Origin of the sequence: Streptomyces sp. NPDC051207, from assembly GCF_040682395.1 — a bacterium.
Lineage (GTDB): Bacteria > Actinomycetota > Actinomycetes > Streptomycetales > Streptomycetaceae > Streptomyces.
This window is the reverse complement of record NZ_JBFBAX010000026.1, coordinates 71255-92633: the sequence shown is the minus strand read 5'-3', so window position 1 is coordinate 92633 and position 21379 is coordinate 71255. Positions and strand designations below refer to the sequence as shown.

Annotated in this window: 22 protein-coding genes; 13 read left to right on the top strand and 9 right to left on the bottom strand. The window is 73.4% G+C overall.

Annotated elements, in window-relative coordinates; translation table 11 throughout:
* Positions 1-205: 205 nt before the first annotated feature.
* The gene (locus AB0M97_RS23720; protein ID WP_365962952.1) at positions 206-700 is read right to left on the bottom strand and encodes a hypothetical protein; all 495 of its coding nucleotides are present in this window, start codon (positions 698-700) and stop codon (positions 206-208) included.
* 469 nt (positions 701-1169) lie between these two features.
* Here AB0M97_RS23720 and AB0M97_RS23715 point away from each other — a divergent pair, with 469 nt between their 5' ends.
* From AB0M97_RS23715 to AB0M97_RS23695, 5 genes are all read left to right on the top strand, one after another.
* Positions 1170-2153 carry a winged helix-turn-helix domain-containing protein gene (locus tag AB0M97_RS23715; RefSeq protein WP_365962951.1) on the top strand — a complete coding sequence of 328 codons (984 nt, stop codon included), beginning with the start codon at positions 1170-1172 and terminating at the stop codon, positions 2151-2153.
* A gap of 112 nt (positions 2154-2265) precedes the next feature.
* Positions 2266-2769, top strand: a complete 504-nt coding sequence (locus AB0M97_RS23710) for an SRPBCC family protein (protein ID WP_365962950.1) — start codon at positions 2266-2268, stop codon at positions 2767-2769.
* Positions 2762-4393, top strand: coding sequence for an NAD(P)/FAD-dependent oxidoreductase (locus tag AB0M97_RS23705; protein WP_365962949.1), 1632 nt, complete (start codon positions 2762-2764; stop codon positions 4391-4393). The genes AB0M97_RS23710 and AB0M97_RS23705 overlap by 8 nt, the downstream gene beginning before the upstream one ends.
* A 60-nt stretch (positions 4394-4453) precedes the next feature.
* The gene (locus AB0M97_RS23700; RefSeq protein WP_365962948.1) at positions 4454-5401 is read left to right on the top strand and encodes an SDR family oxidoreductase; all 948 of its coding nucleotides are present in this window, start codon (positions 4454-4456) and stop codon (positions 5399-5401) included.
* Between the two features lie 61 nt (positions 5402-5462).
* Positions 5463-5933 (top strand): MSMEG_6728 family protein, encoded by a 471-nt coding sequence (locus AB0M97_RS23695; RefSeq protein WP_365962947.1) that lies wholly within the window; start codon positions 5463-5465, stop codon positions 5931-5933.
* A 223-nt stretch (positions 5934-6156) separates the two neighbouring features.
* Here the strand turns inward: AB0M97_RS23695 and AB0M97_RS23690 are convergent, their stop codons facing one another.
* A complete protein-coding gene (locus tag AB0M97_RS23690) occupies positions 6157-6591 on the bottom strand; it encodes a methyltransferase domain-containing protein (RefSeq protein ID WP_365962946.1) in 435 nt (144 codons plus the stop codon).
* Between the two features lie 250 nt (positions 6592-6841).
* Here AB0M97_RS23690 and AB0M97_RS23685 point away from each other — a divergent pair, with 250 nt between their 5' ends.
* Positions 6842-7735 carry a hypothetical protein gene (locus tag AB0M97_RS23685; protein ID WP_365962945.1) on the top strand — a complete coding sequence of 298 codons (894 nt, stop codon included), beginning with the start codon at positions 6842-6844 and terminating at the stop codon, positions 7733-7735.
* Between the two features lie 132 nt (positions 7736-7867).
* On the opposite strand, the gene AB0M97_RS23680 is transcribed toward AB0M97_RS23685, so the two are convergent.
* Positions 7868-8557: a glycoside hydrolase family 11 protein gene (locus tag AB0M97_RS23680; RefSeq protein ID WP_365962944.1), complete on the bottom strand. Its 690-nt coding sequence runs from the start codon at positions 8555-8557 to the stop codon at positions 7868-7870.
* A gap of 343 nt (positions 8558-8900) precedes the next feature.
* On the opposite strand from AB0M97_RS23680, the gene AB0M97_RS23675 reads away from it, so the two are divergent.
* Positions 8901-9329 carry a DUF2269 domain-containing protein gene (locus AB0M97_RS23675; RefSeq protein WP_365962943.1) on the top strand — a complete coding sequence of 143 codons (429 nt, stop codon included), beginning with the start codon at positions 8901-8903 and terminating at the stop codon, positions 9327-9329.
* 105 nt (positions 9330-9434) lie between these two features.
* On the opposite strand, the gene AB0M97_RS23670 is transcribed toward AB0M97_RS23675, so the two are convergent.
* Positions 9435-9632 carry a DUF6069 family protein gene (locus AB0M97_RS23670; RefSeq protein WP_365962942.1) on the bottom strand — a complete coding sequence of 66 codons (198 nt, stop codon included), beginning with the start codon at positions 9630-9632 and terminating at the stop codon, positions 9435-9437.
* Between the two features lie 495 nt (positions 9633-10127).
* On the opposite strand from AB0M97_RS23670, the gene AB0M97_RS23665 reads away from it, so the two are divergent.
* Positions 10128-10790, top strand: a complete 663-nt coding sequence (locus AB0M97_RS23665; RefSeq protein ID WP_365962941.1) for a lysophospholipid acyltransferase family protein — start codon at positions 10128-10130, stop codon at positions 10788-10790.
* A 96-nt stretch (positions 10791-10886) separates the two neighbouring features.
* Here AB0M97_RS23665 and AB0M97_RS23660 read toward each other — a convergent pair whose 3' ends face one another.
* Entirely contained in the window at positions 10887-11783 is an 897-nt protein-coding gene (locus AB0M97_RS23660) for a helix-turn-helix transcriptional regulator (RefSeq protein ID WP_365962940.1), read from the bottom strand.
* 98 nt (positions 11784-11881) lie between these two features.
* On the opposite strand from AB0M97_RS23660, the gene AB0M97_RS23655 reads away from it, so the two are divergent.
* From AB0M97_RS23655 to AB0M97_RS23645, 3 genes are all read left to right on the top strand, one after another.
* A complete protein-coding gene (locus AB0M97_RS23655) occupies positions 11882-12676 on the top strand; it encodes an NAD(P)H-dependent oxidoreductase (protein ID WP_365962939.1) in 795 nt (264 codons plus the stop codon).
* A 133-nt stretch (positions 12677-12809) separates the two neighbouring features.
* Positions 12810-13952 (top strand): amidinotransferase, encoded by a 1143-nt coding sequence (locus AB0M97_RS23650; RefSeq protein WP_365962938.1) that lies wholly within the window; start codon positions 12810-12812, stop codon positions 13950-13952.
* Positions 13953-14122: 170 nt separating this feature from the next.
* The gene (locus tag AB0M97_RS23645; RefSeq protein ID WP_365962937.1) at positions 14123-15199 is read left to right on the top strand and encodes an NADH:flavin oxidoreductase/NADH oxidase; all 1077 of its coding nucleotides are present in this window, start codon (positions 14123-14125) and stop codon (positions 15197-15199) included.
* Between the two features lie 105 nt (positions 15200-15304).
* Here the strand turns inward: AB0M97_RS23645 and AB0M97_RS23640 are convergent, their stop codons facing one another.
* Together AB0M97_RS23640 and AB0M97_RS23635 are read right to left on the bottom strand one after the other, a co-directional pair.
* Positions 15305-16042, bottom strand: a complete 738-nt coding sequence (locus tag AB0M97_RS23640) for a hypothetical protein (protein WP_365962936.1) — start codon at positions 16040-16042, stop codon at positions 15305-15307.
* A gap of 303 nt (positions 16043-16345) precedes the next feature.
* Positions 16346-17380 (bottom strand): NUDIX domain-containing protein, encoded by a 1035-nt coding sequence (locus tag AB0M97_RS23635; RefSeq protein ID WP_365962935.1) that lies wholly within the window; start codon positions 17378-17380, stop codon positions 16346-16348.
* A gap of 484 nt (positions 17381-17864) precedes the next feature.
* On the opposite strand from AB0M97_RS23635, the gene AB0M97_RS23630 reads away from it, so the two are divergent.
* Positions 17865-18062 carry a hypothetical protein gene (locus tag AB0M97_RS23630; protein ID WP_365962934.1) on the top strand — a complete coding sequence of 66 codons (198 nt, stop codon included), beginning with the start codon at positions 17865-17867 and terminating at the stop codon, positions 18060-18062.
* Positions 18063-18345: 283 nt separating this feature from the next.
* On the top strand, positions 18346-20487 hold the full coding sequence (locus AB0M97_RS23625; protein ID WP_365962933.1) for a SpoIIE family protein phosphatase: 2142 nt from the start codon (positions 18346-18348) through the stop codon (positions 20485-20487).
* A 47-nt stretch (positions 20488-20534) separates the two neighbouring features.
* Here the strand turns inward: AB0M97_RS23625 and AB0M97_RS23620 are convergent, their stop codons facing one another.
* Positions 20535-20843, bottom strand: coding sequence for a hypothetical protein (locus tag AB0M97_RS23620; protein ID WP_365962932.1), 309 nt, complete (start codon positions 20841-20843; stop codon positions 20535-20537).
* A gap of 14 nt (positions 20844-20857) precedes the next feature.
* The gene (locus tag AB0M97_RS23615) at positions 20858-21280 is read right to left on the bottom strand and encodes an SRPBCC family protein (RefSeq protein ID WP_365962931.1); all 423 of its coding nucleotides are present in this window, start codon (positions 21278-21280) and stop codon (positions 20858-20860) included.
* Positions 21281-21379 lie beyond the last annotated feature (99 nt).

The following is a 21379-nucleotide window of genomic DNA, read 5'->3' as shown; positions in this document are numbered from 1 at the left end:
CCCGCCGGGGCCGCGGCCCCGGCGGGCGCCGCGACAGCCGCGAGCAGGGCCGTCAGCAGGGCGACGAGCCCCAGGGCGAGCGTCGGCCGACGCCGCACTGCGGGTCGGCGAACCGTGTGCATCAGAGAACCCCCTAGGAGACTTGCGGTGCGGGCCGGCCCCGGTCGGTGATCGACCGGGGCCGGCCGGTGCGGCCGGTGCCGCGTCAGCAGTTACGGATCGACCAGACCGGGTTCCAGTCCTGGTAGCCGCTCATCACGGCCTTCGAGGTGGTGATGACACGGCCGCTGGAGTCGTAGAAGTAGGCGGTCGCGCCACCGGTCTGGAAGTTGTGGTAGTAGCCGCCGCCCAGCCAGTTGGCCAGCGAGTACCTGTTGCAGTGGTAAAGGAAGAAGATCTTCCACTTGCTCACGGTGGGATCCCACACCTCGGTGCAGAGGTTCCCGCTGGCACAGGTGTACGACTCACCGGTCGCCCGATGGATGTAGTTCGCGGCCGGTGAGACCGTGGGGGACGCGGCGGCCAGTCGCTGGGCCGAGAGCGCCGTGGCGTGCTTCGGGGCCGCCGGTGCCACCAGGACCTGACCGCCCGCCTTGCCGGTGGCGGAGGTGGCGGCCTGTGCCGTACCCGTGGAGAAGGCGGCGAGCAGCATCATGGCGAGGACGCCGATGACGCCGACGAGTGAGCGCTGTGCGCGCATGGATGGATACCTCCTGTCGGAACGACACCGCGCGGCGCCGGCCCGCCCGTACCCACGAGCGGCACGGGCCCGGCCGTCGCGCGGCGTCGTCGCGCGTGACTGGGACGCGGAGCGGCGCGCCAGAGGCGCAGCGCACTGCTCGCACCCCCGATGCTTGCCGACACGCTCCCGTCGCAGAAGCCTTTCGAACCTGCTCGAAAGCCGGGCACGGCCCCGACCACGTCTGGCAGCCGGACCGGCTCCGGGCCGGCGCGTGGAAGGCACGCCGGACAGGGAGCCGTGCCGCGCCCGGAGGCACGCCGGGGGCGGGCCGGGACCCGGGGCCCGGACCGGATGCCGAAAGGCGGTCGAAAGACGGCCGAATATCGACGTACCGCCCCGGAATCCCGTGCCGCGCACAGCAGTTGGAACTGGTGGACAAGGGGGCGCGGCGCCGGCGACGGCGCCGTGGAGACACGGGGGAAGATCCATGAGCGGATGCTCAGTGCACGTCGGACGGCTGGACCGCGTACCACTCGCCGTCAGCCCGCACCCGGGAGCGACACTGTTCTCGCTGGTGTTCAAGGTACTCACCGGCATGCGGACCGATGTGCCCGCGCCCCTGCGCACCCTGGTGCGCGAGGCCCTGCCGCCCTCGCGCGCGGCGGCCGTGCACACCGTGTTCGCCGCCGGCTGCTGGGCCCCCGACACCCTGTCCCTGACGCGTGACCTCGGCGCGGGCGGCGAAGCGGCCGTACAGGCGGAACTGGACGCGCTGGACCCGGACCTCTTCCTCGCCGACCTGCACCGGGAGTACGGGGAGACACCGGCCCGGCGCTGGCGTGCCGCCGCGGCCCGGCCCCGCGAGTTCCTGGACGGCTACCGCGCCGCGGTGAGCGCGGTGTGGGAAGGCCTCCGCCCGCTGTGGCGCGCGGCCGAGCCCCACCTGCGCCGCGAACAGGAACGGGTCGGCCTGGCGGCCGTGACCGGAAACCTCGACGCGCTCGTCGGCTCCCTGGGCGGCCGCGTGCGGTACGCCGACGGCGCCTTCACGCTGCCCCACGACTGCCCCGGCCACCTCGCCGACGTGGGCAAGCGGCCCGTCGTACTGGTACCCCTCGCCTCCGGATACATGGCGGACTCCTACAGCGCGGAGCGCGACGACGTGCTGTGGTTCGGCTATCCGCTGCCCGGCCTGGCGCAGGTGCTGGCCTCGGCGGCACCGGCCTCGGCGACCGACGCCGACCGCCTGGCCCTGCTGCTCGGACGCGCCCGCGCCGGCATCCTGCGCAGCGCCCTGCGGCAGCCGTCCCTGTCGGAGACCGCGCGCCACGTCGGCCTGTCGGTGAGCACCGCGTCGTACCACTGCGATCAGCTCACCCACGCCGGGCTGCTGCTGAGGCAGCGTCAGGGCCAGCAGGTGCGGCTGCACCTCACCGACAAGGGCAACGCGCTCCTCGACCTGCTGGCCTGACGGCCCCGGCCGCCCGGACCGCGTACCGGGACGTGGCGGGTGCTTCGGTTGAGCCGCAGCCTGGAGGGAACTCAGGGGTGGTCTTGTAACGACGGACCTCAGGGAGACGCCCGTGGCAGTGCGTCATCGACTCATCAAGGCAAGTCCGCAGCGGGTGTGGTCCGTCATCGCGGACGGCAGCAGGTACGCGGAGTGGGTGGTCGGCGCGGCGGCGTCCCACCCGAAACGCGGACAGTGGCCGCAGGTCGGCGCGGCGATCGCCTACGAGGTCTCCCTCGGCCCCGTGCGGCTCGGCAACCAGACGGTGGTCAGACGCTGCGTGGCGGGCTCCGCCCTGGAACTCGAGGCGCACGCCGGGATCCTCGGCACCGCGCGGATCTCCATGGAGCTGCGGCCCTGGGGCGAACACTGCCTGATCATCGTGGACGAGCACCCGCTGCGCGGCGTGGGCGGCATGCTGCACAACGTGGGGATCGAGGCGCTCATCCAGGTGCGCCACCGCGCCATGCTCGCCCGGCTCGCCCGGCTCTGCGAGACGCCCGACGGGCCGGACCGGGCCGCGGACGGCACGGACCCGGACCGGCTGGTGACCCCGGGAGGTGCCGGACATGCCTGACGCCGTCGTCATCGGGGCCGGACCGAACGGCTTGGTGGCGGCGAACGTCCTGGCGGACGCCGGCTGGAGCGTCGAGGTCCTGGAGGAACAGCCCGAACCCGGCGGGGCGGTCCGCCACGACCGCGGGGTCAGCCCGGACTTCGTGAGCGACCTGTTCAGCTCCTTCTACCCGCTCGCCGCCGCGTCGCCGGTCCTCGCCCGGCTGCGGCTCGACGAGCACGGCCTGCGCTGGAGCCACGCACCCCACGTGCTGGCCCACCCGCTCACCGACGGCCGGTGCGCGGTCCTCGACCGCGGCATCGGCACGACCGCCGACTCCCTCGACGCCTTCGCCGCCGGGGACGGGGACGCCTGGCGCCGCCTGCACGCCATGTGGACCCGCCTGGAGCCGGACCTCCTGGACGCCCTCTTCACGCCGTTCCCGCCGGTCAGGGCCACCGCCCGGCTCGCGGTACGGCTGCGGGGCTCCGGCGGGCTCCGGCTCGCCCGCGCCCTGGTGCTGCCGGTGCGCAGGCTGGGCGAGGAGGAGTTCCGCGGGGAGGGCGGCAGGCTGCTGCTCGCGGGCAACGCCCTGCACGCCGACCTCGCGCCGGAGGCGGCCGGGAGCGGCGGCTTCGGCTGGCTGATGTCGATGCTCGGCCAGACCCACGGATTTCCGGTGCCGGCCGGCGGCTCGGGCGCGCTCACCGAAGCCCTGGTGCGGCGCCTGCGGACGCGCGGCGGCGTGCTGAGCTGCGGGCGGCGGGTCACCCGGGTCGTCGTGCGCGGCGGGCGCGCCGTCGCCGTCCGCACGGCCGACGGCGCGACGGTCTCCGCGGGCCGCGCCGTGCTCGCGGACGTGTCCGTGCCCGCGCTGTACGGCCGGCTGATCGACCCCGCGGACCTGCCCGGGCAGCTGCTCGCGGACCTGCGGCGCTTCCAGTGGGACTGCGCCACCTTCAAGGTCGACTGGGCGCTCGACGGCCCCGTGCCGTGGCGGTCGCCGCAGGCGGCGGGTGCCGGAACGGTCCACCTCGCGGACGGCGTCGACGAGCTGACCCGGTTCGCCGCCCAGATCGCCATGCGGCAGGTACCCGACCGTCCCTTCACCCTGTTCGGCCAGATGACCACCTCGGACGCGAGCCGGTCGCCCCGGGGCACCGAATCGGCGTGGGCCTACACGCATGTCCCCCACGAGGTGCGGTCCGACGCCGGGGACGAAGGCCTCACCGGAGCCTGGGACACCCGGGAGGCCGACGTCATGGCCGACCGGGTCGAGCGGCAGGTGGAGCGCTTCGCGCCCGGATTCCGCTCGCTGATCAGGGCCCGGCGCATCCTGGCCCCGCCGACGCTCCAGGCGCTGAACAGCAACCTGCACGGCGGCGCGATCAACGGCGGCACCACCGCCATCCACCAGCAGCTCTTCTTCCGCCCCCTGCCCGGCACGGGGCGGCCGGAGACCCCGCTGGCCGGGCTGTACCTCGCCTCGGCCGGGGCCCACCCGGGAGGCGGCGTGCACGGGGCACCCGGAGCCAACGCCGCGCGCGCCGCACTGCGCCGGCACCGCCCACCCGGACGCGTCCGGCTCGAGCGGGCCATGCTGCGCCGCGACCGGACCGGCCGGAAGGCACCCCGGGCCCGGTGACGAGCGGCGGCCCGCAGGCGGCGACCACGCCGCGCCGGGCCGGGAAAGGACCAGGTGGACGTGATGGACGGTCCCCTGCGCCACCGCGGCAGTGCGCTGCACCACGGCGGCAGTCCCGTGCACCACCACCGCGACAGCCCTCTGCTTGACCGCACCGTCGTCGTGACCGGCGCCGCGCGCGGGCTCGGCGCGGCACTGGCGCACGAGTGCGCGCGGCGCGGCGCCCGGCTCGCCCTGCTCGGCCACGAAAAACCCCGCCTGGACGCGCTGGCGGCCGCGCTGCCCGTACCCGCGCTCGCGTTCGACGTCGACGTCACGGACCTGACGGCGCTCGACGCGGCGGCCGGCGAGGTGCGCGCCCGGCTGGGCCGGCCCTCCGCCGTGGTGGCGAACGCGGGCATCGCGGCGGCCGGGCCGTTCGCCGACACCGACCCGGCGACGTGGCGGCGTGTGATCGACGTGAACCTCACGGGCAGCGCCCACACCGCCCGCGCCTTCCTGCCGGACCTGATCGAGACGGCGGGCTACTACCTCCAGGTCGCCTCCCTGGCCTCCCTCGGAGCCGTGCCCATGATGAGCGCCTACTGCGCCTCCAAGGCGGGCGTGGAGGCCTTCGCGCACGCGCTGCGCGCCGAAGTGGCACACCACGGGGTGGCCGTGGGCATCGCCTACGTCAACTGGACGGACACCGACATGATCCGCGACGGCGAGCGGTACGCCGCCCTGCGCGAACTGCGGGTGCGGATGCCGGGCCCGGCCGGCCGTGTCGACCCCGTGGAGGTGGCCGCCGCCCGGCTGACGCGGGCGGCCGAGCGACGGTGTACGGCGGTCTACGTGCCCGGCTGGCTGCGCCTCGCGCAGGTGACCCGCGCGGCCCTGCCGCCCGTGGTGCTGCGCACGACCCGCCACGCCCTGCCCGAACCGGATGCCCGACAGGACCTGCACGCCACCGGCCCGCTCGGCGCCGGAGGCCGGGCCGACAGCGTGACCGCACGGCCGGAGCCGTGAGACACCCCGACCGCAGCCGCCGCGCAGGACCGGTGGACGCGCCCCAGGATCGGACCACGACATGCAGACGTTCCTTCCCCACCCCGGCTTCCGGGAGTCGGCGCTCGTCCTGGACCGGCGCCGCCTCGGCAAACAGCGCGTCGAGGCCCTGCAGGTGCTGCGCGGCCTCACCGTCCCGGGCTACGCCTGGCGCCGGCACCCCGCGGTACGCATGTGGACCGGCTACGAGGAGGCGCTGGTCCGCTACGGACTGGAGGTCTGCCGGGTCTGGCGCGAGTTGGGGCACCAGGACAGCTGTGCGGCGAAACTCGTCGCCGAACTCGCCGTGCACCGTCCGGGCCGGCCGGTGCGTGACCAGCGGGAACTCGCCGCGGGCCACGAGCTGCCGCCCTGGCTGGGTGACGACGCCTTCCACCGCAGCCACCGGTCCGCTCTGGTCCGCAAGGACCCGGACACCTACGCCGGTCTCTTCCCGGGCGTGCCGGACGACCTGCCCTACGTGTGGCCCGCGTCGGACCGCGAGCCCGTGTGAAGGCACCGCTGAGGCCGCGGCCGACCGGTGTCGCGCGCTGGCCCGGGGACGCTGTGGGCCGGGCCCGATTCAGCCCGCCGCCACCGAGGCGGTCCCGTCCGCCGCCACCGGCTTGGTTCCCGCGTCCGCTACCGGCGCGGTCCCCGGCCTCCGCCACCGAGGCGTCCCGGCCACCGCCACCGGCGTACTCCCGGCGCCGCCACCGGCGTGATCCGCGCCGTCGCTACCGGCCCGGCAACGGCACCTCCCGCAGCGGACGGCCGCCGTCGACGTAGAGCCGGCCGCCGGGTGCGAGCGCGGCGGCGATGCGTGCCAGCGCGCGCTGCTCCGCCTCCGGGTGGCGGCCGTCGAGCGCGCCGACCCGTACGGCGAAGGCGATGTCGAAGGGACCCTCACCGGGTTCCCGTACGAAGTCCTCGACCGCTGCCTGGCGGACGCTCATGCGGCCCGACGCGATCTCGCGCGCGGAGGCGGCCTCTGCCTGGGCGACCGCCTTGGCGGAACGGTCGATCGCCAGGATGTGCCCCGTGTCGAGCCGTGCCGCGACGGCGCGCGCGGCGGCACCCGGCCCGCATCCGATCTCCAGGACCCGCGCCCGGGGCGTGAGAGGCAGCGCGTCCACGATCTCCGCCAGCCGAGGCGAGAGTTCCCTTGACATGGGCCGAGTCTAGGCGCGGTGGCGGGGGGCGGCTCCGCCGTACTCGCCCCGTCCACGGGTGGCGAATCCGGCCCCGGCAAGGGGCCGACCTGCGCCAAGAGCACCCGGGAGATCCCCGCAGGAGCCTCACACGGTCTGCACACAGTGTCACCGGGGCGTCGTTACCGTTACTGATCGCTCGATTCTTCATACGAACGTGACCGGGCCGCGGTCCGTGGGCCGACGGCGTGTCAACTCAGGAAGACCGGAGATGGATTACTGCTCCTCGTGTCGGCGGCACCTCAACGGGGCCCTGGTGTGCCCCGGGTGCGGTGCCTATGCCCCGGACATCGATCCGGCCGCCTGCCTTCCCGCCGCTCCGGCCTCGACCGTCACGACGGCGGTGGGTGCGGCGGCCGGGACGGGGCCCGGCGACTTCGACACGTGGCAGGACAGCGGCCCCGGTGACGCCGGCCCGTGGCAGGACAGCGGTCCCGGTGACTTCGAGGTGTGGCAGGACGGCGACCCCGGCGACGAGCCGGACGACGTCGTGGCCGCACAGCCGGTGACCGAGGGCCGTGCCGCGCGGCGCCGCCAGCGGGCGCGCTGGAAGAAGAACCAGCGCCGGGCCGTGGTCGCCACCGCGGTCGCCCTCGTCAGCGGCAGCGTCGCCATGGTCGCGATGGACCAGCAGCCCGGCGACCGGGCGCGTGCCGCCGCCGCGCCGCTCGACCCGAGCCACGACAACGCGGAGGAGCCGAACGGGCAGCACGGCGGCCCGACGACGACGCGACCCGAGACGCCGCGTTCGACGCCCACGCCTCCCGCGTCCGAGCGCACCAGCCGGCACGCCGACGGTCCGGCCCGCACCGCGCCGTCGATCAGCCGTCCGGACCTGGCCGCCCCGGCTCCCGCGACGGAGGTGTCGGCCCCGCAGCAGCGCACCACCACGGTGTCGTCCGTCAGTGACCACACGGAGTCCACGGGCACCGGAGCCACAGACGGTTCGGGCACGGCGGACACGCCGGTGCCGACACCCACGCCGACGCCGCCGCCCGCCAACGACGGCGCCGGCAGCCCGGGCCCGGGAACCGAGGAACCGACGACACCGCCGGCCACCAAGGACCCCAGGGAGCTGTGCCTGCTCGTGCTCTGCGTCGGCTGACCACGCCGACGGCGATGTGGCGCGACGGTCGGGGACCGTCGCGCCACCCCCCCCGCCGCAGCGGGGGTGGGTGTGGGTTGCGCGGGGGGGGGGCCCCCGGGGGGGGGGCGCCCCCCCCCCGCCACTGCACGTTCAGCTGACGGTGATGTTCGAGTTGCCGCTGCTCTGGTAGCCCTCGGTGGCCATGATCATGTAGTAGTTGAAGCTGCCCATCCGCATCCCGGCGCGGGACCACGCGTCGAAGTGGTTGCCGGTGGTGATGGTCCCGCCGGTCCGCTTCGACTGCCGGACGCTCCAGTACTGGTTGAACGTCTTCGTGCCCTCGACGGACGGGGCGTTGTACCGCGTCGTCTGGTAGATGTCGTACGTGCCGCCGTCGCTCGTCACGGTGCCCTTGTACGTGCCCGTGGGCCGGTAGGTGCCCCAGTTGTCGACGATGTAGTACTCGACGAGCGGGTTCGACGTCCAGCCGTAGAGAGTCAGGTAGCCGTTGCCGGACGGGTAGAAGCTGCCCGAGTAGCGCACGGTCCTGCGGCTGCCGTTGCTCCAGCCCTTGCCGCAGACGAAGTTGCCGCAATTGGTCCACGACGTGCGGTAGTTGCCGCCGCTGCTCAGCGTCATGGAGACGGAGCCGCCGCCGTCGGTCCAGAACGAGTAGTAGAAGCCGTTGTCCGTGCCGGTCTGGTTCCGGGTGATGGTCGTGTCCGCGTGCGCGGTGCCCGGCAGGATCAGCCCGGACGTGGTGGCCAGCGCCAACGCGCCGGTGCCGCCGAGGAATCCCCTGCGGCTGATCCGGCGGGCAGAGGCGTCGTTCTCCTGCATGCGTCCTCCTCGTGTGGGGGGGTGCGTCGGTGCCGCCAGTGTTGAAGTGAGTTGTTGGACTGTCAACAGTTTCGGCAGACGTTGCGAAAAGTTCTCTCGGAGGGTGCTGGCGGCATGGCTGGCATCCTCCCAGTTCATGTCCCTGCAACATCGGACGATTCGAAGTCTCCGGTCGGAGCGCACGTCATGGCGATCGGGGGAGAGGTCTGGAATCAACGAAACTTTCGGAAGTGATTGCGAACCACTCGGGTGGGGTGCACCTCCCGCGTACGCCGCCGTGAGTAGCCGGGGTTACTCCCGCTGCCGGACGCCCGCGCCGCGCCGGCCCGGCACCGTGTGTGACGTGAAGCTGAACCGTCCCGCACGCCGGGCCACCCTCGTCGTCCATGTGTCCGCCTCCGCCGGCTGGCTCCTGCTCCCCGCCGCACTCCTCACCCTGCTCTCCGGCCTGCTGCTGGCGCTCGGCACACCCTGGGGACTGGCCAGGCACCGGTGGGTGTGCACGAAGTTCTGGCTGACCCTGGCCACGACCGCCGCCACAGCCTTCGCGCTGCGCCCGGTAGTGAACGCGGCGGTCACCGCCGCCACCGGGGGAGAGGCCCTGCCGGACCCCGGCGACGTCCTGTTCGGCCCGATCGTCTCCCTGTCGGCGTACCTCTTCATGACGGCGGTCTCGATCCTCAAGCCCTGGGGCCCGACGCGCCGGGGCCGCAAGCAGCGCGAGGCGGCCCGGGGAGCGGCCGAGAACAGGCGTGTCCGGCAGGCCGTCTGACCTGCCGGACACAGGCCGGACCAGCTGCCGCAGCTCCCGGCAGTGCGGGAACCGAGGCCGCCCGTCAGCCGCGACGCACGGGCAGCCGCCGCGCCAGCGGCGGAATCACCCAGCAGCCGCCACCGGATGCGAGACGGCAGGCACGGTCTGGGTGGACAGGGCGGTGTGCGGGGCGACGACGGGACCCGCGAGAGACAGGACGGTGAGGGCCACCGTCACCGCCACGAAGGTACGGCGAGGACGCCCGGCCCACCGGGCGAGCGCCACGGCGAGGACGTACCCGGCCACCGACCACAGCAGCACGCCCCCGGCGAACCCCCCACCGGGATCTCCGCGGCCTCCGCCGCACCGGGGCTCACCGGCGGCATCGGCACCCCGGCGCCCCGCGGGACGAGGGCGAACACCGCGGTCACGGCGGCACCGGCCGGCGTGGCCGGCACGCCGGCCTGCCACACGGGGCGCGAGGCGAGGACCCGGTGAGCCGTGCGGGGGCCGGGGCGGGGGGGCCCTGGGGCTGCGGCGTGGTCGCGCTCACGGTCGTATCTCCCCGTGTGTCGTCCGAGCCGCCGCCCGAGCCCGCTGCCCGGCGCGTTCGCGTGGGGGTGTCCGGGTGGTTCCTTCGCTTCCTTCACCGTGACAGACCTCGGAGCAGTGCCGGAAAACCCATCGGTCCGGGCCCGGTCGACCGTTCTGGGTAGCCGGCACGCGCGAAGGTGAGTACGAGCGCTCAGGCCGGCCGGACCACCCGCACGCCACGATACGGATCACCTCGTCGCCACCGGACACCGGGAGATCCTCATGCTCAGCCGCCTCGCCGACGTCCTGGTGCCCCTCGCCGGCCGCCTCACCGTCACCACGGACGCCGACGCCGACCTCGCACCGGGCAGCATCGTCGCCGCGAACCACACCTCGCTCGCCGACCCCGCCGTCGTACTCGCCGCGCTGCACCGTCTCGGCGCCCGGCCGGTCGTCATGGCCGCCGCCGGCCTGTGGCGCGTCCCTGTCCTCGGGCGCGCTCTTGCCATCGAAGGACACATCCCCGTGCACCGCAACGACCCGCGCGCCGCCCACGCCCTCGACCTCGCCGCCGACGCACTGGACGCCGGACGCCTCGTCCTCCTCTACGCCGAGGGCGGCATCCCCGACCGCAAGGACGCCGCCGAAGCCCCGCCCCATCCGTTCCGCAGCGGCCTGGCCCGCCTCGCCGAACGCACCGGCGCGCCCGTCGTGCCGGTCGGCCAGGCGGGCGCACGCCGGATCACGTCGGGCAGTACGGCCAAGCAGCTCGCGGGCGTGGCCACCGCACCGCTGCGCCGCCCGCGTCTGCACGTCCATGTGAGCGCCCCGCTCATACCCACGGGCGACCGCGCCGCGCGCACGGCACAGGCCCACGGCGCGGTGACGGCCGCGTGGCGGACGGCGGCAGCGGGACTGGGAGAACCGGCAGCCCTGGCGGCGTAGGCCTCTCCGGGCTGCCGGACGCCACGCCCGGCCGGAGGCGGCGACGACCGCGGCGGGGAACACCGCGCCCGGCCCGGGGCACCACCGGCCGTCTCCTCAGACCAGCCGAGCGAGGGCCGCGGCCTCCCTGCTGCCCTCCTCGGCGCTGAACACGTGCACCACCAGGCCCGTCTCGCCGGGCGCGGCCGGGACGTGCAGGGTCTCGAAGTCGAGGGTGAGCAGCCCGGTCCGCGGATGCCGCAGCCGTTTGCGCCCCGCCGCGCACATCACGACCTCACCGGTGGCCCAGATCCGCCGGAACTCGGCGCTGCGCCGGGACAGTTCGGTGATGAGGGCGGCCAGTTCCGTGTCGTCGGGGTAGCGCCCCGCGGACACCCGCAGCTGGCCCACGGCCTCGGCCGCCCTGCCCTCCCACTCGGGGTGGACGAACCGGGACGCGGGATCCAGGAAGAGGAACCTGGCGTTGTTCCGGTCGCGGCGGCCCGGGTCGCCGAGGCCACCCATCAGTTCGGCGCCCAGGCCGTTCCAGGCGACGACGTCGAGCCGGTGGTTCGTGGCGAACACCGGGAGGCCGGACATCGCGTCCAGGATCCGCCGGAGCACGGGTCCGACCCGGGCCTCGGGCGCGGGCGCGCGGCGGGCCCCGGCCAGTGTGTCGAGGTGCGCGCGCTCGGCCTCGTCCAGGCCGAGCGCCCGGGCGAGCGCGTCGAGGACCTCGCGCGACGGCTGCGTGGCGCGGCCCTGCTCCAGCCGTACGTAGTAGTCCACGCTGATCCCGGCGAGCTGAGCCAGCTCCTCGCGCCGCAGCCCCCGCACCCGGCGTCGGCCACCACCGGAGATACCGACGTGCTCCGGTGCGACGCGCCCCCTGCGGGCCCGCAGAAAGCCGCCGAGGGCACGCCGGGTGTCACCGACGCCGTCGATGAGGCCGACGGGGGAGACGCCGTCTCCGGCCCCACCGTCTCTGTGCTCGCTCTCCTCAACGCCGTTCATGGTCTCCAGTATGGGTGGCTCCGGCAGTACCAGGACCGCCGTTCCGACGGTCGAAGAGGGTGCTGGCTCATCCCGCGCGTGCGGGAGAGCGTTGCCTCATGACCGAAGCCGTGCCGCAGCAGCGGAAGAAGATCCTTGTCGTCAGCGCCCACCCCGAACGCCGTTCACTCAACGCCGCGTTGGCCGACTTCGCGGTGGAGCACCTGAGGTCGGCGGGGCACGAGGTGCGGGTGTCCGACCTGTACGCGATGAAGTGGAAGGCGACGGTGGACGCCGACGACTTCCCCGACCACACCCCGGACGGACGCCTCGACGTACTGGCCGGGCAGGAGCGCGCCACCCTGACGGGCCGGCTCACCGCGGACGTGGCGGCCGAGCAGGAGAAGGTGCGCTGGTCGGACGCGGTGATCCTGCAGTTCCCGATGTGGTGGTTCTCCGTACCGGCGATCCTCAAGGGCTGGATCGACCGAGTGTTCACCAACGGATTCGCGTACGGCCCCTCCGTGCCCCCGCCGTACACCGAGGGCGCGCTGGGCGGGCGGCGCGCACTGCTGTCGACGACGGTCGGCGCCCGGCAGTCGGCGTTCTCCGACCGGGGCGTCCACGGCGACCTCACGGACGTCCTGCACCCCCTGCAGCACGGCCTGTTCTGGTTCACCGGCATGGCACCGCTCGTCCCGTTCGCGGTGTACGGCACGGTCGGCCTGCCCCAGCGGGAGTTCGCCGCCGCCACCCGGGCCTACGGCCACCGGCTCGACGGCCTCTTCACGGACGACCCGATCCCGTACCGCACGCTCGACGGCGGCGACTACGACCACGACATGAGGCTGCTCCCGGGCACGGAAACCCCGGGCACGACCGGCCTGGACCTTCACGTCCGCCCACAGGGCTGAGCGGAGGCGGCCGTGCGGTGGGGGCCGCCCGCCGCTGCTCGGGTGTACGAGCTTCGGCAGGCGGTACCCGTTCACTTCGGGTAACACTTTGGTGAGGTTGAGTGACAGGATTCTGCGTCGAAAGTGGTTCAGTATGACGGCAGTGCAGAGGCCCGGCATTCCGACGACTCCGACGACTTCGCACGCCACTGAACCGCTCGGTTCGCCGGTCTGGTCGCACAATGAGTGGGACCCGCTGGAAGAGATCATCGTCGGCCGGCTCGACGGCGCGACCATTCCCTCCAGCCATCCTGTCGTGACCTGCAATATCCCCACCTGGGCGGCGCGATTGCAGGGCCTGGCCGCCGGATTCGCCTATCCGCGCGTCATGGTCGAGAAGGCGCAGCAGGAACTGGACCAGTTCATCGCGCTGCTGGAGTCCCTCGGTGTCACGGTCCGGCGCCCCGAGGCGGTCGACCACAAGCAGCGCTTCAGCACCCCCGACTGGTCCTCGCGCGGCTTCTGCAACACCTGCCCGCGCGACAGCATGCTCGTCATCGGCGACGAGATCATCGAGACCCCGATGGCCTGGCCGTGCCGGTATTTCGAGACCCACTCCTACCGCGAGATCCTCAAGGACTACTTCCGGCGCGGCGCGCGCTGGACGGCGGCGCCGAAACCGCAGCTCACCGATGAACTCTTCGAGCGGGATTTCCGCGTCCCCGGGGACGGCGAGCCCATGCGTTACATCCTCACGGAATTCGAGCCGGTCTTCGACGCGGCGGATTTCGTCCGGGCCGGACGCGACCTGTTCGTCACGCGCAGCAATGTCACCAACCGGACGGGCATCGACTGGGTGCGCCGCCACCTCGGTCCCGGCTACCGCGTCCACGAGATCGAGAGCCGCTGCCGTACCCCCATGCACATCGACACGACGTTCGTCCTGCTCGCGCCGGGCAAGGCCCTGGTCAATCCCGAGTACGTCGACGTCGACCGCCTGCCCGAGGCCCTGCGGTCCTGGGACATCCTGGTCGCCCCCGAGCCCGATCCGATCGACGACCGCCTGCTCAGGATCACCTCGATGTGCGGCAGGTGGCTGAGCATGAACGTCCTCATGGTGGACGAGAAGCGGGTCATCGCGGAGCGGCACCACACCGGCATGCTGCGCGCGCTCGAGAAGTGGGGCTTCGAGCCCATCCCGTGCGACCTGCTGCACTACGCGCCGTTCGGCGGCTCGTTCCACTGCGCGACCCTCGACGTCCGGCGACGGGGCACGCTGGAGAGCTACTGCGACTGACGCACCGCCTCCGGCCGTGTCGCGCCGGAACCCGGGTGTTCCCTTGCCCTGAAATGATTGCATGCGCAGGCTATTGCTCCAGCGGGTATGTGCGAGGTATTAATATCTCCTCGTGCAACGTCAGGCGGCGGCACTCGCGCCGTCGCCCCCTCGACCGCCCGGAGTTTCCCGTGAGTTCCCTGTTCGAGCCGTACACCCTGCGTTCCGTCACCATCCCGAACCGCGTGTGGATGCCGCCGATGTGCCAGTACTCCGCCGCCCCCGAGGGCCCGGCGCGAGGCGTGGCCACGGACTGGCACTTCCAGCACTACGGTGCCCGCGCGGCAGGCGGCACCGGGCTGATCATTGTGGAGGCCACCGGCATATCGCCCGAGGGGCGGATCTCGCCCCACGACCTCGGACTGTGGAACGAGGCACAGGCCGACGGCCTGCGCCGGATCACCGACTTCCTCAAGAGCCAGGGCACCGTCGCGGGCATCCAGCTCGGCCACGCCGGCCGCAAGGCCTCCACCAGCCAGCCGTGGAGGGGAGACGCCCCGGTCGGCCCGGACGAGCACGGCTGGCAGCCGCTCGCCCCCAGCGCGGAGCCGTACCCCGGCCTGAAGGTCCCGCACGAGCTGAGCGTCGAGGAGATCCGGGCGATCGTCGGCCAGTGGCGCGCCTCGGCCCGGCTCGCCCTCGCCGCCGGGTTCCAGGTCGTGGAGATCCACGGCGCCCACGGCTACCTGATCGGCAACTTCCTCTCCCCGCACAGCAACCGCCGCACCGACGCCTACGGCGGCAGCTTCGACAACCGCATCCGGTTCGCCCTGGAGGTCGTCGACGCCGTACGGGAGGTCTGGCCGGACGACCTGCCGCTCCTGTTCCGCATCTCCGCCACCGACTGGCTGGGCGACGACGGCTGGACCGAGGACGACACCGTCGCCCTCGCCCGCGTCCTGACCGAGCACGGCGTGGACCTCATGGACGTCTCCACCGGCGGCAACGCGGCCGGGGTGACCATCCCCGCCGGCCCCGGCTACCAGGTGCCCTTCGCCGCCCGCGTCAGGCGCGAGACGCAGATGCCGGTGGCAGCGGTCGGTGAGATCACGGACCCCGCACAGGCCGAGAAGATCCTCGCCGCCGGGGAGGCCGACGCGGTGCTGATCGGCCGTCAGTTGCTGCGCGAGCCCACCTGGGCACGGCGGGCGGCCCGCGAACTCGGCGGCGACGTGCGCATCCCCCCGCAGTACGGCTGGCGCCCCTGACGCCGCCGGCGGCTCGGCGTGTTCACCCACCTCGCTGGGCACAGTACGTGCCGCAGCGAGTGAGGTGAACGCGGCCCAGGCCCCGGCCGGTGCGAACGCGGTCGGTTACGCGGACTGTTCGGGCTTCGCCGCGTCGGACGGGGACTCGGGCTTCTGCGGCTCCGACGTCTGCTGCTCCGCAGCGTCGGGGGCGGTGTAGAAGACCGAACTGCCCTGCTTGCTGCGCTGGGCCTGCCCCTTGGCCACCAGGTTCTCCAGGGTGTTGCGCACGACCGTCGTCTTGAAGGACCGGTCGGCGTGGGCCTGGCCCAGCGCGGTCGACACCTCAGCGGCCGAACGCGGCTCGCCCTGCTCGGCGAGGTGCGCCCGGACGAGCTCGACCAGGGTCGGCGAGGCGGCCTTCGGGGCACTCTTCGAGGTGGTCCTCGACGTGGCCCTGGATGGGGTCTTCGAGGCGGACGCCGATGCGGTGGCCGTGACCTTCGCCGGGGCCTTGCCCGCGGCCGGCTTCTTGGCCTGCGGCTTGGCCGGAGCGGGCGCGGCAGTGGTCTTCCTCTTCGCGCGCGTGCCCTTCCTGGCCCGGTCGGGGGCGGCCTTCGTCCTGGGCGCGGGCACCGTGGCGGGCGCGGTCGCGGGCTGCACCTGGACAGGGGTGACACCGAGGGCCTGCTGCATGTTCACCAGCACGGCGTGGTCCTGCTGCAGTGTCACCAACTGCTCCTGCAGGGCGGCGATTTCCGCGCTGATACGTTCCTGCTCCTTGACGTTGCGCTCCAGGTCGCCGGTCACTTGGGCGGCGTACTGCGATGCCAGTTCGCCGGCGGCCGTGGTGTTCTCGGACATGATGCTGACCTTCCTCGCGGTGGTGCCCCGGCGTGTCCGCGCACAACTGGTGAAGCGCGGCGATCCGCACGGAGGTTCACGTCTCGTGTGTGCCGAGGCAGTATGTGCTGCCCCGACACCTTTGGATGGCGATAGTACGGATGAGTGGACCCGATTGTTCCCCGTCGGCGTCATCTCCTCACTCACGTCACCCTGGCTGTGACCTCACAGTGTGTGTGTTCGACCCGGCGGACGAGCGTTGTGCGACTCGTGCTGAGCCACGGTCATGTGTACCCGGGGCGGCTCGGGTGTGTGACGGCGCCGTCAGGCGAGGGGATAGCGGTGCACCCGCGGCAGCCCGGTGAGCAGACCGGGCCACACGGTGTCGATGACATGCGCGCTCGGCGTGAACAGGGGCCGGCCGAGGGCGGGCAGGTCGGCGGGCTCGTGCCACTCCCAGCGGCGGATCACGTGCGGCTCCGCGACCACCGGTTCGCCGGAGTAGGCGACGACGCGGACGGCTGCCGTCATCCGGGGGACCCCGTGGGTGGAGTCCAGCAGCAGGGCCCGCAGACGCGCCTTGATGGCCTTGAGCCCGGTCTCCTCCTCCAACTCCCGTACGGCGGTGTCGAGGAAGTCCTCACCGGCGTCGTTCTTGCCTCCGGGCAGTTCCCACACCCCGCGCCGGGACCAGCCGAGCAGCACGCGTCCGTGGGGGTCGGTGACGACGACGCCCACGCCGGTCAGGGCGTGCGGCGCGGGCTGTCCCCTGCCCGCGTACGTCACCTCGGCGGGGGCCGGGTCGCGCAGGACGACGACGGCGAGTCCGTCGGCGTCGTGGCGGTCGGCGGTGCGCCAGCCGGTGCGGAGCAGCGCGATCTCGTCCTCGTCCAGGGCGACGCTCCGCCTGCCGCGGGGCGTCGTGTCGGCGACCGGGGTGATGACACAGACGGTGCCGCCGGGGCGCAGGCGTTCGCGTATCCGGCTCATGACGCGGGTGCGGTCGCGGAGGAAGGCCCAGCTGAGGCGGAGGACGACGAGGTCGTAGGCGGGGCACAGTGCGTCCAGTCCGTCCCGCTCGACGTCGAGCACCCGGTAGGTCACCGCCCCGTCGTTCCCGGGCTGTGCCGCCGCGAGTGCGACGGCGGTGGGCGCGTGGTCGACGGCGTCGACCCGGTAGCCGCCGGCGGCGAGGTGGCGGGCGAGTTCACCGATCCCGCAGCCGATGTCGAGGGCCCGCCCACCGCCGGGTGCCGGGGCGTGCTCGGCGAGCAGCCGGCGCTCGGCGTCACCCAGGGGCCGGAACGTCTTGCCGCTCGCGTAGTGCGCGTCCCAGCTCTCGGGCGGGCTGTAGGTCACGTGAACTCCTCAGGGCCGGTCGAGAGTGCTCTGCCCTCCGCGGCATCCGGACAGTCCTCGAAGGCCCAAGTCGGCCGGGGCCCGTCCGGCGCTCCGCCGTGAGCGCGAAGCCCGGTGCCGAACATCCGGGAAATCTGCACACTGTTCGGAGGCCCGCTCACGAGAACTGAACAGTCGTCACGACCGCCTGCGGACATGGTGGATTTGGCGCGGGAATGCGGCTTTCCGGAAGGGCGGGGCCCGACTCCCCGGTGCCGTTGAACGGCAGGCCCTGTGAAGGATTCGGTGGGTCCGGTCACCGCACAACCACGCAGGTGAAGCCGTCCCGTGCGGTGAAGTCGGATCGACCTCCGATCAGTTGGCCGTCCCCTTGGACGCGTGCTTTGATCCTGCACCTGGCACGGCTCGCCGGAAAACGTCCCGGTTCCGGGAATCAGGCGAACCGTGCGATTCAAAAGTGCTTACCGGAAGGGAACCGCGCGCTATGAACCTTGGCCACCAGGTCGAAACCGCCGAGATGTCCGATGCCGACCTGGACCAGATCTCCGGGGGACTCGCCGTCGGTGGCTCCGGCGGCCTCTTCGTCGAGACGCCGGTGGTGGACATCTGCGCCGACGCCACGGGCGTGGGCACGGAGAACGGCCTCGCGCTGGGCACGAGCCTGCACGCCGCCTCCCACTGACGCAGCCGCGTCCGTGCCCATGGGCCCCCGGATCACCTGATCCGGGGGCCCATGGGGCTTCCTGCCGATTCGGCCACCCCCGGGGAGGCACCCTGTGGAGGCACCCCCGTAGGAAGCCCCCGTGGCACCCCCGTGGGAGGACGTGCCGACCGCTGCCCATGGGCGTAGCGTCATCACATGGGTGAGGACGGGTGCGTCCGCATGCGGAAAACCGCGCACCGAGCGGGTCGTACGGCCGCCCGCCACCACCCGGGACACTCCATTCCGACGCTGGGGGTGCCTGGTGACCAGCACGGGTGATCCGGCCACCGACACCGGCGAAACCGACGAACTCGACGTCGCGTTCGCGGAGACGGTGCGCCGGACCGGTGCGTCCATCGGCGCCCTCTACCTGCTCCCCCCGAACGAGCAGGTGCTGGTGCTGGACGCGCTGTGCGGGGCGCCCGCCGAGCTCGCCGCGCCCTGGCTGAGGGTGCCGCTGTCCGCGCCCGCCCCGGTGGCCGAAGCGGTCCGCGAGGACCGGATGGTGTGGGTCGGCAGCCAGGAGGAGATGGCCCGCTCCTACCCCCGTACCGCGGTCGCCCTGCCGTACCCCCTGTCGTTGGTCGCGGCGCCGCTCACCGGAGCCCGCAGGTGGGGCGCCCTGCTGCTGCTGTGGCCGGCGACGCGTCCGCCCTACATGACCGGGCGGGAGCGGGGCCACATCGCGTCGAGCTGCCGCCGCCTGGCCCGGACGCTGGAGGAGGTCGTGGAGCGGGGCGGGAGCCCGATCCGCGACCGGCCCCGGGTGCTGCCCGCCGGAACGGGCCGCTCGACCATGGGCCCGGCCCTGGCCGCCGCCGACTTCGCCGAGCGGCTGCCCGGCGGCAGCTGCGCGCTCGACCTGCAAGGACGCTTCACGTATCTCACGTCCGGCGCCTGCGAGCTGCTGGGCTGCGACGCCGACCGGCTGCTGGGCACCCTGCCGTGGCAGTCCCTGCGCTGGCTGGACGACCCCCTGGTCGAGGACCGCTACCGGGCCGCGGTGCTCAGCCGTGAGCCCGTCTTCTTCACCGCGTGCCGCCCGCCGGACCAGTGGCTGGACTTCCACCTCTACCCGGACGCCAGCGGCATCAGCGTCCGCATCGTGCGCACCGGGGAACAGGCACCGTCCGTCTCGGCGCCGCCGCAGTCCCGGCGCACCCACAGACCTTCCCGCGCGGGGCGGCTCTACCAGCTCACGCACCTGGCCGCCGCACTGACCGAGGTCGTCGGCGTCCAGGACGTCATCGACCTGGTCGCGGACCAGATCATGCCCGCCTTCGGCGCCCAGGGCCTGGTCCTGTCCGCCGTCGACGCCGGCCGGCTGCGCATCACCGGATCCCGCGGCTACCCCGCCCCCACCGTCGAACGGCTCGACGGCCTCCCCCTCGACACCACCCTCACCCCGGCCGGACATGCCCTCAGCAGCGGCATCCCCGCCTTCTACGCCAACCCCGAAGAGATGCTGGACGCCTATCCCGAGGCGCCCTTCATCAGCGGCAAGCAGGCCTGGGCCTTCCTCCCGCTGATCATCTCCGGCCGCCCTGTCGGCTGCTGCGTCCTGTCCTACGACAGCCCGCACGAGTTCCCCGCCGAGGAACGCGCCGTCCTGACCTCCCTCGGCGGGCTCATCGCCCAGGCACTCGACCGCGCCCGCCTCTACGACACCAAGCACGAGATCGCCCACGGACTCCAGAAGGCGCTGCTCCCGCACACCCTCCCGGAGATCACCGGCCTGCGCGTCGCCGCCCGCTACCTGCCCGCCACTCAGGGCATGGACATCGGCGGCGACTTCTACGACCTGATCCGGCTCGGCGACTGTACCGTCGCCGCCGTCATCGGCGACGTCCAGGGCCACAACGTCGCCGCCGCCGCGCTGATGGGGCAGGTCCGCACCGGCGTCCACGCCCACGCCACCGCCGGCACCGCCCCCGGCCAGGTCCTGGCCAGGATCAACCGGCTCATCCACGACCTCGGCTCCGACCTGTTCACCAGCTGCCTCTACGCCCACCTCGACTTCACCCGCGGCGTGGCGACCCTGGCCAGCGCGGGCCACCCGCCGCCCCTGCTGCGCCCGGCCGACGGAGACACCCGGCCCGTCGCCGTCCAGCCCGGCCCCCTCCTGGGGATCGACCCCGACGCCGCCTACCCCCTGACCGAGATCCCGCTCACCCCGGGGCTGCTGCTCGCCTTCTACACCGACGGCCTCATCGAGAGACCGGGCGCCGACCTCGACGACTCGATCGCCCAGCTCGCCGAGCGTCTCACCCACGCCGACGACCGGGACCTGGACCGGCTCATCGACAGCCTGCTGCGGGAGCGCAGCGACATCGGGCAACGCACCGACGACATCGCGCTGCTCGTCCTGAAGTACGAGGCGCCGGGCGGCGCTGGGACGCCCTGACGGTGGTCACCGGGTCCGGACATGGGGAGGTACGGGAGGTACGGCCCTCACGGCCGGGGATTGGTCCGGTGCCACCGGGGACGTGCGTCACCGCCCCGGCGTCCGGCGACGGAGGCGCAGCGCGGGCACAGCCGCCGTACTCGGTCGGCCGCGCCGCCGGACTCCGGGAACGTGTCCGTCCAGGTGACGTGCGAGAAACGGATCAGCCGGGAGCGGCTGAGGGACAGCCCGCAGACCGTCTGGTTCATGCCGGGCTGCCACGCGTGGACCTCCCCGGCGGGCAGCCGACGGCGGCCCTCCTCCTCGTCGGTCCACTGCCCGGAGGCGGCGACGGCGTACTGCTTGGCGCGTGCCATGACCCGCGAGCCGGTCAGCCTGCCGTGTTGCCGACGCGCAGCCGCACCTGCTCCTCCAGGCGCCGCAGACTGCCGTCCAGCGCCTCGGACACGGCCTGTTCGCCCGGGTCGTGGCCCTCGTCGAAGAAGGAGAGGTGGACCGTCACCTCACTGCCGCCGCTGCCGATGCCGGCGACCTGGAGCCAGCCGGCGTAGCTGCCCTGGTCGCGGGTGCCCCATTCGAGGCGCATCTGGTCGCGCCGGGCACGGAACAGGGCGGACGTGTCCTCGTCGGTGCGGTCCTCGTGCACGGTGACGGCGGGAAGTCCCTCCGGGTCCACGTGGTCCACGTGCAGGGCGTCCGGCAGCCAGGTGTCCAGCCGGCCGACGTTCGCGGCCTCGTCGAAGACGTGCTCGGGCTGGGCGGGCATCGTGCGTGAACGTTCGTACTCGGTCATCGCGGTACCGTCCTCGCGTCGTCGGTCCTCGTCTCGTGGGTCCCCGCGTCGGGAGTGCCCCCGCACGAGTACCCATCCACCTGGGACGGCCACGTCCTT

Bases quoted from the DNA above. Each gene is read 5' to 3' on its own strand.
- AB0M97_RS23720 (WP_365962952.1), bottom strand. From the start codon at position 700: ATGCGCGCACAGCGCTCACTCGTCGGCGTCATCGGCGTCCTCGCCATG.
- AB0M97_RS23715 (WP_365962951.1), top strand. From the start codon at position 1,170: ATGAGCGGATGCTCAGTGCACGTCGGACGGCTGGACCGCGTACCACTC.
- AB0M97_RS23705 (WP_365962949.1), top strand. From the start codon at position 2,762: ATGCCTGACGCCGTCGTCATCGGGGCCGGACCGAACGGCTTGGTGGCG.
- AB0M97_RS23695 (WP_365962947.1), top strand. From the start codon at position 5,463: ATGCAGACGTTCCTTCCCCACCCCGGCTTCCGGGAGTCGGCGCTCGTC.
- AB0M97_RS23690 (WP_365962946.1), bottom strand. From the start codon at position 6,591: ATGTCAAGGGAACTCTCGCCTCGGCTGGCGGAGATCGTGGACGCGCTG.
- AB0M97_RS23685 (WP_365962945.1), top strand. From the start codon at position 6,842: ATGGATTACTGCTCCTCGTGTCGGCGGCACCTCAACGGGGCCCTGGTG.
- AB0M97_RS23680 (WP_365962944.1), bottom strand. From the start codon at position 8,557: ATGCAGGAGAACGACGCCTCTGCCCGCCGGATCAGCCGCAGGGGATTC.
- AB0M97_RS23665 (WP_365962941.1), top strand. From the start codon at position 10,128: ATGCTCAGCCGCCTCGCCGACGTCCTGGTGCCCCTCGCCGGCCGCCTC.
- AB0M97_RS23660 (WP_365962940.1), bottom strand. From the start codon at position 11,783: ATGAACGGCGTTGAGGAGAGCGAGCACAGAGACGGTGGGGCCGGAGAC.
- AB0M97_RS23655 (WP_365962939.1), top strand. From the start codon at position 11,882: ATGACCGAAGCCGTGCCGCAGCAGCGGAAGAAGATCCTTGTCGTCAGC.
- AB0M97_RS23650 (WP_365962938.1), top strand. From the start codon at position 12,810: ATGACGGCAGTGCAGAGGCCCGGCATTCCGACGACTCCGACGACTTCG.
- AB0M97_RS23640 (WP_365962936.1), bottom strand. From the start codon at position 16,042: ATGTCCGAGAACACCACGGCCGCCGGCGAACTGGCATCGCAGTACGCC.
- AB0M97_RS23630 (WP_365962934.1), top strand. From the start codon at position 17,865: ATGAACCTTGGCCACCAGGTCGAAACCGCCGAGATGTCCGATGCCGAC.
- AB0M97_RS23620 (WP_365962932.1), bottom strand. From the start codon at position 20,843: ATGGCACGCGCCAAGCAGTACGCCGTCGCCGCCTCCGGGCAGTGGACC.
- AB0M97_RS23615 (WP_365962931.1), bottom strand. From the start codon at position 21,280: ATGACCGAGTACGAACGTTCACGCACGATGCCCGCCCAGCCCGAGCAC.